This is a genomic window from Actinoplanes oryzae (genome assembly GCF_030757795.1).
GTDB lineage: Bacteria > Actinomycetota > Actinomycetes > Mycobacteriales > Micromonosporaceae > Actinoplanes.
Map to the genome: position 1 here is coordinate 40,574 of NZ_JAUQWH010000026.1, position 18,802 is coordinate 59,375.

An 18,802-nucleotide genomic window follows, 5' to 3' on the forward strand; every position below is an offset into this window, starting at 1 on the left:
GACGTCACCGCACCGGGGGCCGGGCGGGCGTACCCAGATAGGGCCTGACGCTCTTGACCAGCTGGGCCATCTCGTAACCGAGCACGCCCGGGTCGGCGGCCTTGCCGGCGAGGACGGCGAGCACCGCGCCGGAGCCCGCCGCGGTCACGAAGAGCAGCGAGCCGTCCAGCTCGGCCACCACCTGGCGCACGTCGTCGCCGCCGTCGAACCGGATGCCCGCGCTGCGCGCCAGGGAGAACAGCCCGGAGGCGATCGCCGCGAGGTGGTCCGCGCTGTCGTCGTCGAGTCCGTGCGCGGCCTTGCGCAGCCCGTCCGAGGAGAGCAGCAGCACGCTGCGGGTGTGCGGGACGCGGTCGGCGAGGCCGGACAGCAGCCAGACGAGGTTCTGGGCGGGGCGGACCTGATCGTTGGTGAGCATGGGGGGGACCTTTCTCAGCGGGGCTCGGTGCCGGCCGGCTCGCCTGCCTCGCCTCGCGAGACACCCCGCAGGAAGGACGCCATCAGGCCGGGGTCGTGCACCTCGGTGTCCTCGTCGGGGTCGGCGGCCCGCTCCGGGGGGCCCGCCTGCAGCTGCGGCGCCAGGTGGGTCTGGCTGTGCCGGCGGGGGAGCGGGGGCGGGGAGTCGGCGGGGTCGGTCTCGGCGTCGCCGGCCAGGAGCATGACGTCGGTGTCGGACTCCTCGCCGCTGCCGGGGGCACTGCCTTCCTCGGGGGTGGGAGCGGCCGGGGCGGGCCACACGGGCGGTGGTGCGGTGAGCTGGGCGCGGGCTGTCGCCCGTACCGTCGGGGCCGGCGAGACGGGCGCGGCGGCCTGGACCACCGCCGTCCCGCCCTCCTCGGAGACCGGGCCGAGAAGCTGGCGCGGCAGGACGACCACGGCCTGCGTCCCGCCGTAGATGTTGCTCTGCAGCTGCACGGTGATGCCGTGCTGACGGGCGATCATCGACACCACGAAGAGGCCGATCCGGCCGTCCTGCAGCAGCTCGTCGAGGTCCACGTCGTCGGGGTCGGCGAGCAGCCGGTTGACCCGCTCGCGGTCGGGGGAGGGGATGCCCAGCCCGCGGTCCTCCACCTCGACGACCATGCCCGCGGCCACCGCCTGCGCCCGCAGCAGCACCTGCGTCTGCGGCGGCGCGAACATCGTGGCGTTCTCGATGAGCTCGGCGACCAGGTGGATGATGCTCGCGACGGCGTGGCCGGGCACGGTGCCCTCGATCGGCGGCACCAGCTTGACCCGCGAGTAGTGCTCCACCTCGGCAATCGCCGACCGCAGCACCTCGGTCAGCACGACCGGCCGGCTCCACTGCCGGCGCGAGACCGTGCCGCCGAGCACCGCGAGGTTCTCGGCGTGGCGCCGGATCCGGGTCGCCAGGTGATCGACCTGGAACAGGCCCTTGAGCAGGTCGGGGTCCTCGACCTCGTTCTCCAGCGCGTCGAGCAGCATGATCTCGCGGTGCACCAGCGACTGCAGCCGCCGCGACAGGTTCACGAAGACTTCCACCTGCCGGCCGGCCTGCGTGCGCACGGCGACCGGACGCGACTCGGCCTCCCGCAGCCGCTCCTTGAGCACCACGGCCTCGGCCGCCGCGGCTCTGGCCTGGTCGGCCTCCGCGCGGGCCTGGTCGGCCTCCTCGCGTACGAGATCAAGGGTGACCCGGGCATGCGCGGCGGCGGTCTGCGCGTCGGCGGCGACGGCCTGTGCCTGCGCGACGACGGCGCGGGCGGTGGCGATCTCGGCCCGGGCCGCCGACGCCTCGGCCATCTGCTTGGCCAGCTCGGCGCGCGTGGCCTCCAGATCGGCGCGCCCGGCCCCGGCGTCGGCGCGCGACCTGTTCGCCTCGGCCTGCGCCCGCGCGGCCTCGCTCTGGGCACGGTTCGCCTCGGTACGCGCATCAGCGGCCCACGCCCGGGCCTCGGCGGCCTCGGCGTGCAGCACGACGATGCGCTCGTCGGCCTGCCGGGCCGCCCGCCCCGCCCGCGCCGCCGTCACCGCGATCACGAGAAGGCCGGCCACGAACGCGGCGATCAGCGCGATGTCGGCGGAGTCCACCCCGCCCGACCACAGGTAGCCGATCGCGACGGCGAAGAGGACCGCGGCCGCGGCGGCGGGCAGGACGCCGAGCCGCACCAGGCGCCCCCGCAGCACGGCATCGTCCGAAGCGGACGGGGCGGTAATGACTCTGTCGGGCATGAGCATCCTCGAGCGGCGAGAGGCGTCGGGGGATGACCAGTGGTTATCCACTGTGGAAGCGACGCCCACTCTAGTGCGCCCGGCCGTCTTGTCCAGCGGGGACGAAGAATCACCCGGCCGCGCATCGAGCCCGATCACTCCCGCGCGACCTGCCCGGATGCGAGGCCGGGGCCCTCACCTGGGCGCTGGGACGAACCGGTAACGGTCTTGCGTCAAAAGGGCACAGCCCCGAAATTTCCGGGCACTTCCGCTGATCCGAAAGCGTGATCCGGGCCGCTCCGGCGGTGTCCCGGCCGCCGCCGTCACTCCCGCCGCCTGCTCGACGCATCTTTTCTGGATGGGAGATTCTTCTCGATGACCGCCCGTCCATGTCCGCCGGCAATGCGCGGGGAAAAGCCGGCGTGCCCGGTCACCTGCCCGCCGCCCGCGACGCGCTGCCATGGGGTGTGGTGCGGGAGACGCGGAAAGGCCGGCCCGGATCTCCGGACCGGCCCCGGCTACGCGCGGCCGCCGCCGCGCGTCACGGCTGAACGATCACTGCACGGGCTGGACGCTCGGCTGCGATCCCTGCTGGAACGGCGTCCGCGCCCCGGTCGCCAGGTCCACCAGCATGACCCAGGACCCGTTCCTGTACGTGCCCGTCGCCACGGCGCGGCCGGCGTCGATGTACGCGAGCTCGCGGTCCTGGCTGGCGCCGATCGTGCGCTTGGCGCCGGTGGCGGTGTCGTACTCGACCACGTGCACCGGCCGGCTCGCCGCCGGGGTCTCCCCCTGCTCGTACGCGGTCCAGGCCAGCTTCGCCCCGTCGGCACGCCAGCTGGGCACGACCGCGAAGCCCGAGTTCTGCCGGCTGCCGCCCCCGTAGGCCGCGACCGTCTTCTCGCCCCCCGTGGCGAGCGTGCCCACGGTCAGGCAGGCGTCGTAGACCGACTCGCAGTCCCCGCCGCGGAAGGCGACGCGCGTGCCGTCGGGGGACCAGGCCACGGCATCGTCGGTACGCAGCCGCTCGCTGAGCGATCCGGTCGCGGCGGCCTGGGCGGCGGGCTCGGCTGGCAGCTCCTCCCCGCGGCAGTACGCCGGGAAGACGACCTCGGGCGTCGCGTTCACGGTCGTCGCCGAGATCCGGTAGACGCCGGGCCCGCCCGAGCAGGAGAGCGAGGCGAACGCGATCGACTGCCCGTCCGGCGACCAGCTCGGCCCGGCCGCCGCCCGGGTGGTGACCCGGCGCTTCGCGGTGCCGTCGGCCCTCATGATCCACAGCTGCCCGGCCCGGAGCACGGCGATCGACTGCCCGTCGGGCGACCACCGCGGCCGCGACCAGCCGCCGCCGGTCGTCACCCGCGACTCCGCCGCGCCCCGGCTGACGTACACGTCGCCGGACCGCACGTAGGCGACCGAAGCCGGCACCGAAGCCCGGGCAGCCTTGGCCGCCGCCGTGGTCCCCGCCTTGGCTGCGGCCGCCGTGGTCCCCGCTGCCCCGGCCGCCGCCGGGGCGAGCAGCCCCGCCCCGACGACGCCCGCCACCGCCACCGCCACCCGTGCCGCAATCCGGACCTGCATGATCAACGCCCCCCGACGTCGTCTTCCGCCTACACCGCAGTCATCGTCGCAACCGGCCCGCACCTAAGCGGTTCCCACTCCGAAACCCCAGCAAATCCGGACCGAACGGATGATCAACCTCCGCCCGCCCGCTCCTGGACGCTCCCCCGCCCGGACAAAACCCCCGAACCGGACGAGCCGCCCGCCCCGCCGACCGAAGCCGGCCCTGCCCCGCCCGGTGACGCCCCACACCGGAACCGGTGCCGCCCCGGACGAAGGCCGGATCGCACGGCGGCTCGGCCGACCCGCGCCGCCCCAACGCCCGGCAGGGACTGCCTCCCCGGCGAGAACCGAACCTCGCGAGTCGGCAAGCGAAAGGCCGCCCGGCTGCAGCGATCGCCCGAACGGACATCACCACGGCCACGCGCCGCAGCCCCCCCGGGTGGGCCCAGTGCTCTGCGGAACCTGAGCCACCCACGCGACCGGGCACCCCGCGGGACCCGAGCGACCGGGCGCCCCGCGGGAACCGGACGAGCCGCAGGACCGAGCGCCCCGCTGGAACCGGACGACGACTCGCAGGACCGAGCGCCCCGCGGGACCCGGGCGACCCGGACGCGGAATGCCCGCCGCACGGCATCGCGCCAGGCGGCGGGCATCCGGGTAGTCGGCCGTGCGCGCCGGCCGTGCGCGTCGGCGGTCGTGGCGGTGGGCGCATCTGCGGCGTGGCGGCGGGCGTGCCCCGAGCGGCGTTGCGACCACCCGCTGTCGCGTGGCGGCGGGCGGCGTCATGGCCGCTCGGCTGTCACGCGGCGTCATGGCCGCCCGCCTGTCACGCGGCGGCACGGCCGCCCGGCGGTCGCGCGTCGGGGTGTCAGGCGGCGTCGGTGCTCCACATCGCCGTGAAGGCCGCGGCCTCGCCGGCCAGCCAGCGCTCCACGTCGGCCGTCCTCGTGGCCGGGTCGGGGCGGTGGGTCACGCCGCGGCGCAGGTCGACCAGGACCGGCTCGGCGTTGGGCAGGATCTGGTCCATGTGGCGGGCCATGAGGTGGAGGGTGGCCGTCACCGCCTCGGGGGTCGGGGGCTGCTCGTCGAAGTGCAGGCGGACGGCCTCGCGGCGCCCGTCCTCGTAGCGCAGGCCGAAGTGCGGGTTGATCTTCACGGCGAGCGGGCCGACCGAGGTCAGCGCCTCGCGGGTCTGTGCCAGGCCGACCTCACCCGGGTCGCCGAGCGAGCGCAGGTAGGTCAGGGCGCCGGTGCTCACGGCCTCGTAGAGCGGCTTCCACCGGGGCTTGACCAGCTCGGTGACGCCCTCCAGGTAGCTGCCGCCGGTGCGGAAGGCGATGTCGGCCTTGAGGGCCTTGACCAGCTGACCGTGCGGGTTGAAGCCGCTGCGGCGCTCGCGCTGGCGGCGCAGGCCACCCACGAAGGTCGCCTTGGCCGGGCCGGTCCGGGCGACGTAGCGGGTGAAGGCGAGCATCGTCGCGTAGGGCGGAATCGTCGGGATCGAGGTGGGCATCACAGGCGTTGTCACGTGGATCTCCCCGCAGCTCAGCGGCCGTTTTCGTACATACATTCTAATCGACGGGTACGACATTTCCCAACGCGCAGGTGAGGGGCTCGACACGTTCCGTGATCTTGTTGAACACTCGGGTCATGGCATTGATCCGGTGCAACTTCATGTCCGAGGCGCTCGAGCTGGCCACGTCCATGACCGTCGTGCTCCCGCAGCGGTCCACCGCGCAGATCGGCCTGCCCCAGCGGCCCGGTGACCAGGAGGCCGGCGAGGTAAGGGCGGGCGAGGACCGGGCGGGAGGAGGGCGGGAAGGCCGGGCGGGAGGAGAGCAGGCCGCGCCGCCGGTGCTCTATCTTCTGCACGGGCTCACCGACGACGACACCGCCTGGACGCGGTACAGCTCGATCGAGCGCTACGCCGCCGCCCAGGGCCTCGCCGTCGTCATGCCCCAGGTGCATCGCAGCTTCTACGCCGACGAGAAGTACGGCCTCAAGCACTGGACATTCCTGTCCGAGGAGCTTCCCGCGATCGTCGAGAGCATGTTCCGCGTCTCGACCCGCCGCGAGGACACGTTCGTCGCCGGGCTGTCGATGGGCGGCTACGGCGCGCTGAAGTGGGCGCTCCGCCGGCCCGAGCGCTTCGCCGCGGCGGCCAGCCTCTCCGGCGCCCTCGATCTCGCCTACATGGTCGAGTACGACAAGCGGCCGCACGTCGCCGAGGTGATCGGCCGCGTGTTCGGGGGCGTCTCGCCGGCCGGCACCGACGACGATCTGCTGCACCTGCTGACGAGGGCGGGCGACCGGCTGCCGCGGCTGATGGTGCGGTGCGGCACCGGCGACCACCTGTTGCCGCACAGCGAGCGGTTCGTCGAGGCGGCTCGCAAGGAGGGTGTCGGCCTGGAGGTCGACTTCGGCCCCGGCGGGCACGACTGGGACTACTGGGACGAGCACGTGCAGGCGGTGCTGGACTGGTTGCCGCTGGAGCGTTAGAGCTGCAGGGCCGAGGCCATCCGCGCCTGCTCCTCGAGCACCTCGTTCATCCGCTCCTGCACGGCGCTGATCTGGCCGATGGTGTCGCTGGTCGTGAGGATGCCGCTGGAGACCGTACGCGCGCTGTTCTGGATGCCGTTGATCTGCTCGGACACGCGCTGGGTCGCCTCCGCCGTCTCGCGCGCCAGGTCCTTGACCTCGCCGGCGACGACGGCGAAGCCGCGGCCGACCTCGCCCGCGCGGGCGGCCTCGATGGTCGCGTTGAGGGCCAGCAGGTTGGTCTGGTCCGCGATCGCCGAAATGATCTTGATGACGTCGCCGATGGCGGTCGAGGCCCGGCCCAGCGCCTCGACCTCCTGGGTCATCTCCGAGGCGCGGGCCACGGCGTCCTGGGCGACCCGGGTGGCGTCGTCGCTGGCCGCGCGCAGGCGGGAGATCGTGTCGAGCAGGTTGCGCGAGTTCTCGGTCGACGTCTCGTTGGCGCGCACGATGTCGAGCCGCTGCGAGACCAGCTGCTGCACGTTGCGCAGCGCCGAGGCCCGGGAGTCCGACAGCTCGATGTACTCCGACGTGAAGAAGTCCATCGTGCCGATGATCCGGCCGTGGCTCAGGATCGGGAAGCACACGCCCGAGCGCACGCCGGCCCGCTGCGCCGCGGGGGCGCGTACGCAATCGGTCAGCTCGCCGATGTCCCGCACGAAGACCAGGTCCCGGGCGCGCCAGGCGCGCCCGGAGAGGCCGACGCCCTCGGCGAACGTCGCGGCGAGGGTCACCTTGCGGAACTCGTCGCCGGCCGAGCCCGATTCGATCTTGAACTTGAGCACGTTCTGCTGCTCGTCGAGCTCCCAGAACGACCCGTACGCCCACCCGAACGCCGACCGCACCGAGTCGAGTGCGATCCGCAGCGTCGACATCGGGTCGGTGGCCTCGCCGAGGGCGGTGACGACGTTCGTGACGGCGAGCCGGTCGTCGGCGACCTGGCGCAGCTCGGCCGCGGCGAGGGCGTTGAACCGGGCCTGCTCGGCGATGCGCGCGATCGACGCCCACTTCTCGCTGCGCGGGCCGTCGATGTAGAGCGGCTCCGACGAGTAGTACTCCAGCGCCGCGATCACCTGGTTGTCCCGGATCACCGGGGTGATGATCGCCGCGTGCATGCCGGTGCGCCCGGCGGCCTGGCAGCGCAGGCAGTCGCCGCACTGCTCCATCTGGCCGACGTACACGGGCTGTTTTGTCCGGATCGCCTTGCCGACCAGGCCGGCGTCGGCGGGCACGGGACGGCCCTGCACCACGGCCTGCATCTCGCGCACGATCGTCCCGGTCTCGTACGCGACGGCGACCTGCCCGGAGCCGGTCGGCAGCCACACGGCCCCGTAGCTGAAGTTGTGCGAGCTCACCGTGCTGTCGACCGTGATGCGCCAGGTGGACTCCTCGTCCTTGGCGCCGGTCAGGTCGACGATCAGCTTCTCGAGGCTCTCGACGTCCCGGGGGATCGGCATGGCCGAGGACAGGCCCTGCCGTTCCGCCGAGCGCGACCGGAATGAGACCACCGCGGAACTCCTGTCACTCGCGAACCCCCTCATCATCGGACAAGGCGGACCGGTCGGGCGGCTGAACGGGAGAACCCGGTTGCGGGGTGGTTCCCGTTCCTCATCCGCTCCGGCGGCGTACCGATCAGGAGCGCGATGTCAGCGAACGCCCGACGAACGGAGAGCAGGATGCCCCGCGCCGCCCTGGTGGTCTCTCTGGTCACCGCGCTCGCGCTGGTGACCGGGACAGAGGCCGCCTTCGCCGCCACCGGGAGCGCGGTCCCGCCCCCGCCCGGAGCGGGCATTCCCGCCGACGGTACGGCCGGAGCGCCCGACTACGACCCGTGGGACGACTCGGCGACGATCGCGGGCACCCAGCCGCACGTCGGCGGGTACGTCGCGAACACCGAGCGGTACGTGGCGAATCCGAGCGCGGTGACGACCGGGATTCCCGCGGCCGTGGACCTGCGCCCGTACGCTCCCGCGGTCGGCGACCAGGGCTCGATCGGCCAGTGCGTGGCGTGGACGATCTCGCGCAACCTCATGGGCTGGTACGCCAACAAGTCCGGCGGGGTCGACTCCCCGTACGCGCCGCTCTTCCTCTACATGCGCAACGTCGTCGCGGGCGGTGCGCCGAGCCGGGGCCTCAACCCCGACACCGTGCTCGCCAACGTGCAGAACAACGGCGTCGACAGCCAGGACGACTACTTCCAGGGCACCAGCAACTACAAGGTGGCGCCGACGGCCGCCGAGATCGCGAACGCCGCCAACTACAAGATCACCGGCTGGACCCGGCTGTGGAGCGGCGCCAACCAGGGCGACAACGCCGAGACGGCGATCAAGCAGGCGCTCGCGAACAACCAGCCGGTCGCGATCGGCTTCAACGTGTTCCAGGACTTCATGGACCTCGGGCCGCACAGCCTCTACACCACCACCAGCGGCACCAGCCTCGGCGGCCACATGATCACCGCCTTCGGGTACGACGCCGACGGCATCTACGTGCGCAACCAGTGGGGTACGGGCTGGGGCAACGACGGCGACGCGCACCTGTCGTGGAGCTTCGTCGAGACGGTGGTCTCCGGGGCGTACACCATCAGCGGCATCTCGACGCCGTCGTCCTCGGTCACCGTGCCGCCGCAGGTGACGGCCCTCTCGACGACGAAGGGGCCGGCGGGCACGTCGGTCACCGTCACCGGCGCCGGGCTGGCCAAGGCGACCGCGGTCCGCTTCGGCGGCACGAGCGCGACCTTCAGCAAGTCGGTCACCAACGGCGTCACGCGTCTGGTCGCGTCCGCCCCGGCGGGCGTGCTCGGCGTGGCCGACGTGACGGTCACCAACGCGGCGGGCACGAGCGACGGCAGCGGTACGGCCGACGACTTCTCGTTCACCCAGTCGCCCCCGGCGCTCACGGCGATCAGCCCGTCGAGCGTGAGCCGCGACGGCGGCACGACGGTCACCGTGACCGGCACCGACCTGGCCGGCACGACCTCGGTGAAGGTGGGCACCTCGATCGTCGCCCCGGCGTCGGTCTCGCCGACGACCGTGACGTTCGTGGCGCCCGCGCACACCACCGGGAACGTGCCGGTGACGGTCACCACGGGCGGCGGGACGAGCGGCTACCGCTACCTGCTGTACGTGGCGTCGGGCGTCCCGACGCTCAGCAAGCTCACGCCCGCCTCGGGCGTCAGCACCGTCCAGACGACCGTGGTCGTCACGGGCACCAACCTCGTCAACATCCGCTCGGTCAAGCTCGGCACGACGGCACTGGGCTACACCGTGGTCAACGCGACCACGCTGAAGGTCTTCGTCAAGAAGCGCGCCACCGGCTCGGCGTCGCTGGTGGTCACGACCGCCGGGGGTACGAGCAACGCGCTCACCTACACCGCGAAGGCGCCCGCCAAGCCGGCGATCACGTCGCTGAGCCCCGCGATCGGGCTGACGACCAAGGCCACCGCGGTGGTCGTCAACGGTGCCGGCTTCACCGGGGCGACCCGCGTGTCCATCGGCGGCCGGGCGGTCTCGTTCACCCGGGTGTCCGACTCGCAGCTCAAGTTCACGGCACCGGCGCGCCGGGCCGGCAAGGTCTCGGTCGTGGTGACCGGGCCGGGCGGCGTCAGCGCCGGCCGGACGTTCACCTACTCCGCGACGGTCCCGCCGGTCATCAGCTCGCTGGCCCCGGCGCAGGGCAGCACCGCGAAGATGACCAAGGTGACCGTGACCGGCAAGTACCTGAGCAAGGTGACGCTCGCGTACTCGGGCGGCAAGCGGGCCAGCTTCAAGCGGGTCAGCGACACGCGGCTGACGCTGACCCTCGTACGCCACGCCGCGGGCAAGGTGTCGGTGCAGCTGCGCTCGGCGGCCGGTTACAGCGGCAAGGCGACCTTCACCTACGTCAAGTAGTGACCTCAGTCGCCGTCGCGGGACTGCTCGGCCAGGAACCGCTCCAGCTCGGCGCCGAGCTCGTCGGCGCTGGGCAGGTTGCGCCCCGGCTCGGCGAGCAGGTTGCCCTCGCGGCCGCGGACGAAGGCGTCGTACTGCGCCTCCAGCGAGGTGACCAGGCGCCCGGCCTGCTCGTCGTCGGCGACCTGCTTGTCGACCTCCTCGCGCACCTCGGCGGCGGCCTCGTGCAGCTGCAGGGTGGGCAGGACCAGGCCGGTGCTGTTGGCGACCGACTCGATGAGCAGCTCGGCCGCGGCAGGGTAGGACGTCTGCGCCAGGTAGTGCGGGACGTGGGCGGCGTAGCCCATGGCGTCCAGGCCGGCCTCGCCGAGGCGGAACTCGAGGAGGTTGCCGACGCTGGCCGGCACCTGCACCTTCTGCAGCCAGGACTCGTGCTCGCCGAGGAGGCGCTGCTCGGTGGCGTGCGCGGTCATGCTGACCGGGCGGGTGTGCGGCACGGCCATCGGGATCGCGTTGAGGCCCACGGTGACGCTCACGCCGAAGCGGCCGATGAGCTCGCGGACGGCGGCGATGAAGCGCTCCCACTGCAGATCCGGCTCGGGGCCGGCGAGCAGCAGGAAGGGGGTGCCGGTGAGGTCCTTGACGAGGTGCAGGGCGAGGCTGGGCCGCTCGTAGCTCTCCCAGTGGTCCTCGACGAAGATCATGGGCGGGCGCCGGGACCGGTAGTCCAGCAGCTGGTCGAGGTCGAAGGTCGCGAGCACGCGGCTCTCGAACTCCTCCAGCAGGTGTTCGCGGGACAGCTGGATCGCGCTCCCCGCGTCGACGAACCCCGTCAGCGCCTGGATCAGCACCACGCCGTCCAGCTCGGGCAGGTCGTCGGCCAACTCGTAGAGCCCCTGTGGGTCGAGCACGCTGCGGACCTCCTCATCACGATGCCCGCGGCACGGCGGGCATTGAGACGTCAACGCCCGCGCGCGCGGATTCATTCCGGCTACGTGCATGATCATCCCGTACGGCCCGCCGCCCCCGGCCGGGGACTCGGAGGGCCGCCGTGCGTCACCGCGTACGTGCGGAAAGTGTTTTCCGTCTCGGTTTGGCGTGCACGTGCATCTGCAAGGCACAATGGGATCAGGATCCCCTCGTCCCCTCGGAGCGATCTGGTGAGTGATTCCGCCGTGCCCCCGCCCCCGACCACGTCCGACGAAGCCACCCCGCCGGGCAGCCTGTGGGCCCGGATGAAGGCCGATCCGCAATATGCCCCCGAGCACCTGGCCCTCGAGGCGGTCCGCCGCCTGGGCCCCGAGGCCCGCGAGTGGGCCGGGCGGGCCCGCGAGGAGCAGCCCGGCGTCACCCCGGACGCGCTGGCCCAGCAGGCGGTGCGCCGCTTCACCAACCACGCCCGGCTCTCCGGGGCCGTCTCCGGCGCGACCGGCCTGCCCGGGGCCGTCGTCGACGTGGGCGTCCTGGCCTGGACGCAGGCGCGGATGGTGCTGCACGTCGCCGCGGCCTACGGGCTCGACCCCACCGACCCGGAGCGCGCCACCGACCTGCTCGTGCTGCAGCGGGTGCACAAGATCGCCGAGTCGGCCCGCCTGGCCCTGGGCGTCGCGGCCGGGCGCGAGCGGGCCAGCCGGCTCTTCGCCGGGGCCGCCGACCGCCCGCTGACCGGCGTGATGGTCAAGCTGGGCGTCAAGCTCGCGCAGATGGCGGGCGTGCGCGCCGCCAAGCGGATGTTCGCCAAGGTCGTCCCGGGCGCGGCGGTCCTGCTGGGCACCTGGGCCAACTCGGCGGCAACCAAAGATCTCGCAAGACGCACCCGGGAGCAGTACTCACCCGCCTAATGTCGGGGCCGGTCCGGGCGATCGGGAGCGCGTGACCATCACTGCGAGCCGGACCGCCGGCCCGATGCGCGGCGCGCGCTGGGCGTTGCTGCTGCTCGTGCCTGTGCTGCTGGCCGGCTGCGGCGTGCTGACCGGCTCCTCGGCGACGACCGCGGGCGGCGCCGCGACTGCGGACGGCCAGACCAACGCCGCCCAGCCGTGGCAGGTCGTGGTCCGGGGCAGCGCCACGCCCACGCCCACGTACAGCAGCGGGATCCCGCCCTATCCGAGCGCGGGACCGACGACGGGCTTCCTGCCGCTGCCCGCGGCCACCCGGGCGACGCCCACGCCCACGTGCTCGCCCAACACGGTGCACTTCTCGCAGATCCGCGCGCTCGACGTCGTGCCGGGCACCACCAGCGCGGTCGCCAGCTGGTACAACGTCGGCGGCTACAACCTCGTCGAGTACCGGCTCACCGCGATCAGCCAGGACCTGCGCTTCGGCAAGCAGCGCGACGTCGGCTGGGTCACGATCAAGCCCGCGGCGGCGTGCGGGCAGATGAGCGCGACGATCTCCGGCCTCGACCGGGCGACCGGATACATCTTCTCCCTCGACGCGGTCATCACCCGGCGCAGCGGCGACGGGACGATGGCGGGGACGCTCCTGCGCTCGGCGGTCGTACGGACAAAATAGGACTTGCCTCGTCGCGGTGGGCCGGACCGGCCGCACCGTGGGAGGCGCCACAGGCCGGGGCGGCCGGTTTTCTCTAAGCTCTGCGCATGGAAAGCATCGTCGAGACGGTCGTGCTCGTGGCCATCTCGGTGCTCGGCGCCGCGCTGGCCCGGCGCCTCGGATTCGTCGCACCCCTGGTCCTGCTCGTCGCCGGCCTCGCCCTGTCCTACCTGCCGGGCATGCCGGAGATCCACCTCGAGCCCGAACTCGTCCTCATCGGCATCCTGCCGCCCCTGCTCTACGTCGCCGCCCTCAACACCAACCTGGTCGCCTTCCGCCGCGCGCTGCGCCCGATCCTGCTGCTGGCCGTCGGGCTGGTGCTGCTGTCCGCCTTCGCCGTCGGGTTCGTGGTGCACATGCTGCTGCCCGACGTGCCGCTGGCGGCCTGCGTGGCGCTGGGCGCGGTCGTCGCCCCGCCCGACGCGGTGTCCGCCACCGCCATCGCCCGCCGCATCGGCCTGCCCCGGCGGGTGGTCACCATTCTCGAGGGCGAGAGCCTGCTCAACGACGCCACCGCCCTCGTCACCGTGCGGATCGCCGTGGCCGCCCTGCTCGGGTCCGCGGTCGGCTTCTGGGAGATCGCCGGCGAGGTGGCGCTCAAGGCGGGCGGCGGCGTGCTGCTCGGCCTGCTCTTCGCGGTGGGCGCCGCGTGGCTGCACCGGAAGATCACCGATCCGCTGCTCGACGACGCGGTGTCGCTGCTGACCCCGTTCGTCGTCGTGATCGTCGCCGAGGAGCTGCACTCGTCGAGCGTCGTCGCCGTGGTGGTCACCGGGCTCTATCTGGGCCACCGGATCCCGTACCTGTTGTCGGCGACCTCCCGCCTGCAGATGGACGCCGTCTGGCGGCTGGTCAACTTCCTGCTCGAGGGCGTGGTGTTCCTGCTCGTCGGCCTCCAGCTGCGCGAGCTCATCGAGAACATCGAGGTCGGCCTGGCCACCACGGTCCGGATCACGATCATGGTGTTCCTGACGCTGGTGGTCGTCCGGTTCGTGTGGATGTACCCGGCGACCTACCTGGCCCGGCTCATGCCCCGGGTCCGCGCCCGCGAGGAGCGCCCGCCGGCCGCGGTGCCCACGGTCATCGCCTGGGCGGGCATGCGCGGCGTGGTCACGCTCGCGGCCGCGCTGACCCTGCCGCCCAACGACACGTTCCTGGGCAACGACTACCCGCGCGAGCTGTTCGTCTTCGTCGCCTTCGCGACCATCGTGCTGACCCTGCTCATCCAGGGCACGACGCTGCCGTGGATGGCCCGCCGGCTGGGCGTCCGCGAGGACACCAGCAGCGCCGACGCCCTCGCCGAGGCCAACGTGCAGCACGCCGCCAGCCGGGCCGCCCGCGAGCGGCTCGAGGAGCACGCCGACGGGGCGCCCGCGTCCGTCGTCGAGCGGCTGCGCGCGCTGACCGACAGCCGGGCCAACGGCGCCTGGGAGCGGCTGGGCAATCAGCAGCAGGAGACCCCGTCCGCCGCGTACGGCAGACTGCGGCGGGAGATGATTACCGCGGAACGGCACGTCTTCAAGATCGCCCGCAACGAGGGGCGCATCTCCGAGGAGGTGCTGACCCGCGCGCAGCGCGAGCTCGACCTGGAAGAGTCCCAGCTACACCGGAGCGACGATTGACCTGCCAGCACCTGAAGGAAGCCACCGAGCCGACCCCGCAGGCGCCGTACGAGGGCGGCTGTCCCGAGTGCGTGCACGACGGCCACCACGACTGGGTGCACCTGCGTGTCTGCCTGGAGTGCGGATACGTGGGCTGCTGCGACTCCTCGCCGCGGCGGCACATGTCCGCCCACCACGAGGAGAGCGGCCACCCGGTGATGCGCTCGTACGAGCCGGGCGAGACCTGGAAGTGGTGCTACGTCGACGACCTGCTCGGCGCCTGACCCGCCACGCCGGCCGGGCCGCTGAGCCCGGCCGGCCGCACACCGCCCGCGGCGCCTTGCCCGGCACGAGCCGCTCGCCGGCGATCCCTGCGTAGCCCCCGGGCCGAAGGGCAGCTAGTTCCGCGGCCCGCGCCCTTCAGCACGCCCGGCGCGAGCGGGCGCGCTCACTGCCAGACCGAGGCGACGGCGGCGGCCGCCTCACGGGCCTGGGCGGCGCCCGCGGCCAGGGCGGGGCCGCGGCGGCCCGGGTCGAGGATGTTGCCGCCGATGGCCGCGCGGGCGGCCGCGTCCGGGGTGATCAGCAGGCTGCGGGGCGGGGCCAGGGCCGCGAGTTCGGCCTCCGGCGAGGCGCGCAGCATCCCGCCGCCGCTGGGCGCGATCACGAGCACCGACGACGCGCCGGCCGCGAGCGCCGCGTGGGTCACCGAGTGGACGCCGCCGTCCATGTAGTGGCCGTCGCCGATCGCGACGGGCGGGAAGATGCCCGGCAGGGCACAGCTCGCGGCGACGGCCGCGGGCAGCGGCACCCCGGCGGAGGCATCCCAGGCGGCGAGCTCGCCCGTGCCGGTGTCGACGGCCGTGATGACGAGGCGCGGGGCGGCGGGCCATTCGTGCACGGGCAGCTGGGCGGCGAAGCGGTCGACGTGCGCGGCGGCGGGGCCGACCGGGGCGGCCAGTGCCAGCCCGCCGAGCCGGGCCCGCAGCTGGGCGGGGGACAGCGAGCGGTCCCCGAGCAGCGCGAAGCCCTGGGCGAGCAGGCCGGCGTCGATGCGCGGCGACAGCTCGATGTCGACGGCCGCGGCCGAGCGGGCCGCGGCGGCGAGGTCCGTGCCGGTGGCGAGCAGCGCTCCCACGTAGGCGCCGGCGGAGGTGCCGACGACCAGGTCGTCCGGGGCGAGGGTGAGCCCGAGGCCGGTGAGCAGCCCCAGCTCCCACGCGATCCCGGTGATGCCCCCTCCGCCGAGGACGAGGGCTCTCATGCGGCGGTCAGCCCGTCCTGGCGGGCCAGCACGATCTCGGCCTCGCGGGCGACGGCGCCCGTCTGCCGGGCCGCGGCCTCGTAGACGCCGACCGTGCGGGCGGCGATCGCGGGCCACGCGAAGTCCTCGCGGACCCGGCGGCGGCCGCGGCGGGCCAGCGTCCGGGCGTAGTCGCGGTCGGTGAGGACCGAGGCGACGGACGCCGCCAGCGAGTCCGGGTCCCGCGGGGCGAAGGTGACGCCGGTGACGCCCGGGTCGATGATCTCGGCCAGGCCGCCGGTCGCGGCGACGGCGACCGGGGTGCCCGCGGCGGCGGCCTCGAGGGCGACCATGCCGAACGGCTCGTAGATGCTCGGCACGACGTAGCAGTCCGAGGCGCCCATCAGCGCGGTCAGCGAGTGCCCGGTGAGGAAGCCGGCGAACGTCACGCCGGGCGGGGCCATGGCCTCCAGTTCGGCGCGGTACGGGCCGTCGCCGGCGATCACCACGCGCAGGTCGGGGATCGACGACTGCAGCCGTGGCACCGCGGCGAGCAGATGCTGCACGCCCTTCTCGTAGACCAGCCGGCCCGCGAAGGAGACCAGCGGGGCGTCCCCGGCGTAGGCGGACCGGGCGGCGGCGATCGCGCGCGGGCGGGCGTACCAGCGCAGGACGTCGACGCCGTTGCGCACCACGGCCGTCCGGGCGGCGGGGACCGCGAACTGGCGCTGCACCTCCCGGCGCATGTAGTCGGAGCAGACGATCACGCGCGCCGCCTCGGAGGCCAGCCAGCGCTCGACGTCGTCGATCGTGCGGTTGTGCGCCTCGGGCAGATAGCCCTGGTGCCGCCCCGCCTCGGTCGCGTGGATCGTGGCGACCAGCGGCACGTCGAGGTGTTCACGCAGGGTCACCGCGGCGTGGGCCACCAGCCAGTCGTGGGCGTGGACCACGTCGTAGCGGCCGGTGCGCGCCGCCCGCAGCGCCGCCCGGGTGAAGGTGTGGTTGAAAGCGGTCGCCTCGCCGACGAGGTGCGGGTAGTCCACCGGGTCCTCGGGGGCGCGGACGATGTGGACGCCCTCCGCGTACTCCTCGCGCAGCGACCCGGGCGCGTGCCGGGTGACCACCGTGACCTCGTGCCCGCCCGCGACCAGGGCGGTCGCCAGCGCGTGCACGTGCCGGCCCAGCCCGCCGACCAGCAGCGGCGGGTACTCCCAGCTCAGCATCAGGACTCGCATCCGGCACTTCCCCTCACTCGCAGCACCTCGGCGACGGACCGGGCGGAGAACGGGCTCCCCGTCGGCCGGTGCGGCGGGTCGCCGTCCGCCGTCTCGCTCAGCGACCCCAGGCCGGCCTCGCGCAGGTGCGCGTCCAGGCCGGTCAGCAGTCCTGTCACCCGCAGGCCGGCCGCGGTGCGGGCGTCCGCGTACGGGCCGATCAGCCAGGGCCACACCGTGCCCTGGTGGTAGGCGATGTCCCGCTCGTCGCGCCCGCCGCGGTGCTCGCCCTGGTAGCCGTACTCGTTCGGGGCGAGCGTGCGCAGCCCGAGCGGGGTCAGCAGGGCCGAGCCGATCGCCTCCAGGGCCGTCCGGTCCACCGCACCGGCCGGCCCGGCGAGCGGCGCGTGCGGCAGCGACCACGCGAACAGCTGGTTGGGCCGCAGCGACGCGTCGTCGTCGTGGGCGCCGGCCCCCAGCGGGTACGCGGACGCGGGCCCGTCGATCACGTCGTACAGCCAGCCGTCCGGGGCCCGGAACCGCGCGGCGAACGCGTCCCGTGCCCGGGTGTGTCGCGCGGGCAGCGAGCCGGGCTCCTTGCCGGCCAGGGCGCGCAGCTCGGCCAGGCCCGCCAGCGCGTTGACCCACAGCGCGTTGATCTCGACCGGCTTGCCGATCCGCGGCGTGACCGGCCCGGCGCCGGTGGAGGCGTTCATCCAGCTCAACGACGAGGGCGACGAGGGGGAGAGGCGCAGCAGCTCGTCGTCGCACAGCAGCGGGCCGACGCGGGCGGCGAGCATCCGGGTCAGCCCCTCGGCCAGCTCCGCGGCGAGATCGGTGTCGCCGGTACGGGCCACGTGCCGGTCGACGGCGTGCACCAGCCACAGCGGCGCGTCGGGGGAGTCGTGCGGACCCCACGGCTCGTCGTTGCGCGCGGTGTCCCGCACCGCCGCCGCCGTGCGGGCGACAAGCAGCTCGCGGCCCTCGTCGGCACGGCCCGTCTCGAGGAACAAGCCCTCGTACGCGGTCATCGTATCGCCGAGGTAGCTGCCGAACCACGGGTAGCCGGCGACCACGTCGGGGCCGTCCGCCGCGGTGACGAGGAACTGGTCGGCGGCCAGGGCGAGGGGCTCGCCCTTGGCGGTGGTGACCAGGGACCGGGCCCGGTCGTGCGCGGCGTCGATCACCTCGGTGGCCGGGGCGGGCCGCCGGGCGAGGTCACCGGCCCAGGCGGAGATCTCCAGGGTGTCGCCGGCGTCGAGGCGGCCGACGAAGGTGCCCGCGAGGAACAGGTCCTCGGTCGCGATCAATCCGCGGCCGGCCTCCTCCCGATGGTAGGCCCCCAGGTGCCAGCCGCCGCCGGGCTGCCAGCCCGGGCCGCTGATCCGGTACGCCCCGGCGACGACCACGCCGTCGGTGAGCTGCTCGACGGCGAGGGCGGGCCCGGTGGCGTAGCGCTCGCCGTGCGCGTCGCGCCACGTGCACATCGCCGCGACCGCCAGCCCCACGGGCTCCGGTGCGGCGACGACGCGGTGGACGACGGCGAGGGCGGGCCGCCCGTACGCCATGGCGAGCTCGCGCTCCACGACCACCTCACCCACCCGCCACCGCCAGCGGGGCAGCCCGTCGGCGAGGGTGAACGTCTCGAGGTGCCGGTGGCCCTCGGGTGACACCACGCCGGACTCCCACTGGTGCGTGTGGAGCGGCACCCGGGCACCGGAGGGCAGGGTGAGCGTCAGATCGAGCGAGGCGAGCGCGGTGTGCCGGACGCCCGTGGCGGGATCGGCGACCGTGAGCAGCGAGTGGTAGCGCCGGGTGCGCAGACCGGCGACCGTGCCCGTGGCGAAGCCGCCCGTGCCGTCGGTGACCAGCCACTCCTGGCCGCCACCGCCGTCCGCCGAGAGGGAACCGCACGCTCGGGGACCGACGATCAGGGGGCTCTGCGGCACGGTTCCCTTAATGCTCGTACTGATCTTCGTTAAACCCACCGCCCGGGTGACCCCCCGCACAGCGGGGGCGGTGGGATCGGACAGT

The 18,802-nt window shown here is 73.9% G+C and carries 15 protein-coding genes; 6 read left to right on the forward strand and 9 right to left on the reverse strand.

All coding sequences use genetic code 11. From position 1 onward, the window contains the following. Positions 1-4: 4 nt before the first annotated feature. The 4 genes from RBH18_RS11880 to RBH18_RS11895 form a co-directional block, all read right to left on the reverse strand. Positions 5-418 carry a roadblock/LC7 domain-containing protein gene (locus tag RBH18_RS11880; RefSeq protein ID WP_306206885.1) on the reverse strand — a complete coding sequence of 138 codons (414 nt, stop codon included), beginning with the start codon at positions 416-418 and terminating at the stop codon, positions 5-7. A gap of 14 nt (positions 419-432) precedes the next feature. Further along, positions 433-2,190 carry a sensor histidine kinase gene (locus tag RBH18_RS11885; RefSeq protein WP_306206887.1) on the reverse strand — a complete coding sequence of 586 codons (1,758 nt, stop codon included), beginning with the start codon at positions 2,188-2,190 and terminating at the stop codon, positions 433-435. A 534-nt stretch (positions 2,191-2,724) separates the two neighbouring features. Beyond that, positions 2,725-3,750 (reverse strand): TolB family protein, encoded by a 1,026-nt coding sequence (locus tag RBH18_RS11890; protein ID WP_306206888.1) that lies wholly within the window; start codon positions 3,748-3,750, stop codon positions 2,725-2,727. 850 nt (positions 3,751-4,600) lie between these two features. Then, on the reverse strand, positions 4,601-5,245 hold the full coding sequence (locus RBH18_RS11895) for a hypothetical protein (protein ID WP_306206928.1): 645 nt from the start codon (positions 5,243-5,245) through the stop codon (positions 4,601-4,603). A gap of 137 nt (positions 5,246-5,382) precedes the next feature. Here RBH18_RS11895 and RBH18_RS11900 point away from each other — a divergent pair, with 137 nt between their 5' ends. Then, positions 5,383-6,231: an alpha/beta hydrolase gene (locus RBH18_RS11900; RefSeq protein ID WP_306206890.1), complete on the forward strand. Its 849-nt coding sequence runs from the start codon at positions 5,383-5,385 to the stop codon at positions 6,229-6,231. Here RBH18_RS11900 and RBH18_RS11905 read toward each other — a convergent pair. After that, the gene (locus RBH18_RS11905; RefSeq protein WP_306206892.1) at positions 6,228-7,778 is read right to left on the reverse strand and encodes a GAF domain-containing protein; all 1,551 of its coding nucleotides are present in this window, start codon (positions 7,776-7,778) and stop codon (positions 6,228-6,230) included. The two genes, RBH18_RS11900 and RBH18_RS11905, sit on opposite strands and share 4 nt — an antisense overlap. A 168-nt stretch (positions 7,779-7,946) precedes the next feature. Here RBH18_RS11905 and RBH18_RS11910 point away from each other — a divergent pair, with 168 nt between their 5' ends. Further along, a complete protein-coding gene (locus tag RBH18_RS11910; RefSeq protein ID WP_306206894.1) occupies positions 7,947-10,157 on the forward strand; it encodes an IPT/TIG domain-containing protein in 2,211 nt (736 codons plus the stop codon). 5 nt (positions 10,158-10,162) lie between these two features. On the opposite strand, the gene RBH18_RS11915 is transcribed toward RBH18_RS11910, so the two are convergent. Continuing rightward, the gene (locus RBH18_RS11915) at positions 10,163-11,068 is read right to left on the reverse strand and encodes a proteasome assembly chaperone family protein (RefSeq protein ID WP_306206896.1); all 906 of its coding nucleotides are present in this window, start codon (positions 11,066-11,068) and stop codon (positions 10,163-10,165) included. 249 nt (positions 11,069-11,317) lie between these two features. Here RBH18_RS11915 and RBH18_RS11920 point away from each other — a divergent pair, with 249 nt between their 5' ends. The 4 genes from RBH18_RS11920 to RBH18_RS11935 all read left to right on the forward strand — a co-directional run bounded on the left by RBH18_RS11920 (position 11,318) and on the right by RBH18_RS11935 (position 14,595). Continuing rightward, on the forward strand, positions 11,318-11,998 hold the full coding sequence (locus RBH18_RS11920) for an EcsC family protein (RefSeq protein ID WP_306206898.1): 681 nt from the start codon (positions 11,318-11,320) through the stop codon (positions 11,996-11,998). A gap of 31 nt (positions 11,999-12,029) precedes the next feature. Next, on the forward strand, positions 12,030-12,671 hold the full coding sequence (locus tag RBH18_RS11925) for a hypothetical protein (RefSeq protein WP_306206900.1): 642 nt from the start codon (positions 12,030-12,032) through the stop codon (positions 12,669-12,671). A gap of 86 nt (positions 12,672-12,757) precedes the next feature. Further along, on the forward strand, positions 12,758-14,332 hold the full coding sequence (locus tag RBH18_RS11930; protein ID WP_306206902.1) for a Na+/H+ antiporter: 1,575 nt from the start codon (positions 12,758-12,760) through the stop codon (positions 14,330-14,332). Continuing rightward, the gene (locus RBH18_RS11935; RefSeq protein WP_306206904.1) at positions 14,329-14,595 is read left to right on the forward strand and encodes a UBP-type zinc finger domain-containing protein; all 267 of its coding nucleotides are present in this window, start codon (positions 14,329-14,331) and stop codon (positions 14,593-14,595) included. Before RBH18_RS11930 ends, RBH18_RS11935 begins: the two co-directional genes overlap by 4 nt. A 164-nt stretch (positions 14,596-14,759) precedes the next feature. On the opposite strand, the gene RBH18_RS11940 is transcribed toward RBH18_RS11935, so the two are convergent. From RBH18_RS11940 to RBH18_RS11950, 3 genes are read right to left on the reverse strand one after another with little or no spacing between them, the layout of a single operon-like run. Then, on the reverse strand, positions 14,760-15,575 hold the full coding sequence (locus tag RBH18_RS11940) for a patatin-like phospholipase family protein (RefSeq protein WP_306206906.1): 816 nt from the start codon (positions 15,573-15,575) through the stop codon (positions 14,760-14,762). Next, entirely contained in the window at positions 15,572-16,789 is a 1,218-nt protein-coding gene (locus tag RBH18_RS11945; protein WP_306206908.1) for a glycosyltransferase family 4 protein, read from the reverse strand. The genes RBH18_RS11940 and RBH18_RS11945 overlap by 4 nt, the downstream gene beginning before the upstream one ends. After that, positions 16,777-18,717: an amylo-alpha-1,6-glucosidase gene (locus RBH18_RS11950; RefSeq protein ID WP_306206910.1), complete on the reverse strand. Its 1,941-nt coding sequence runs from the start codon at positions 18,715-18,717 to the stop codon at positions 16,777-16,779. Before RBH18_RS11950 ends, RBH18_RS11945 begins: the two co-directional genes overlap by 13 nt. Between the last annotated feature and the right edge of the window lie 85 nt (positions 18,718-18,802).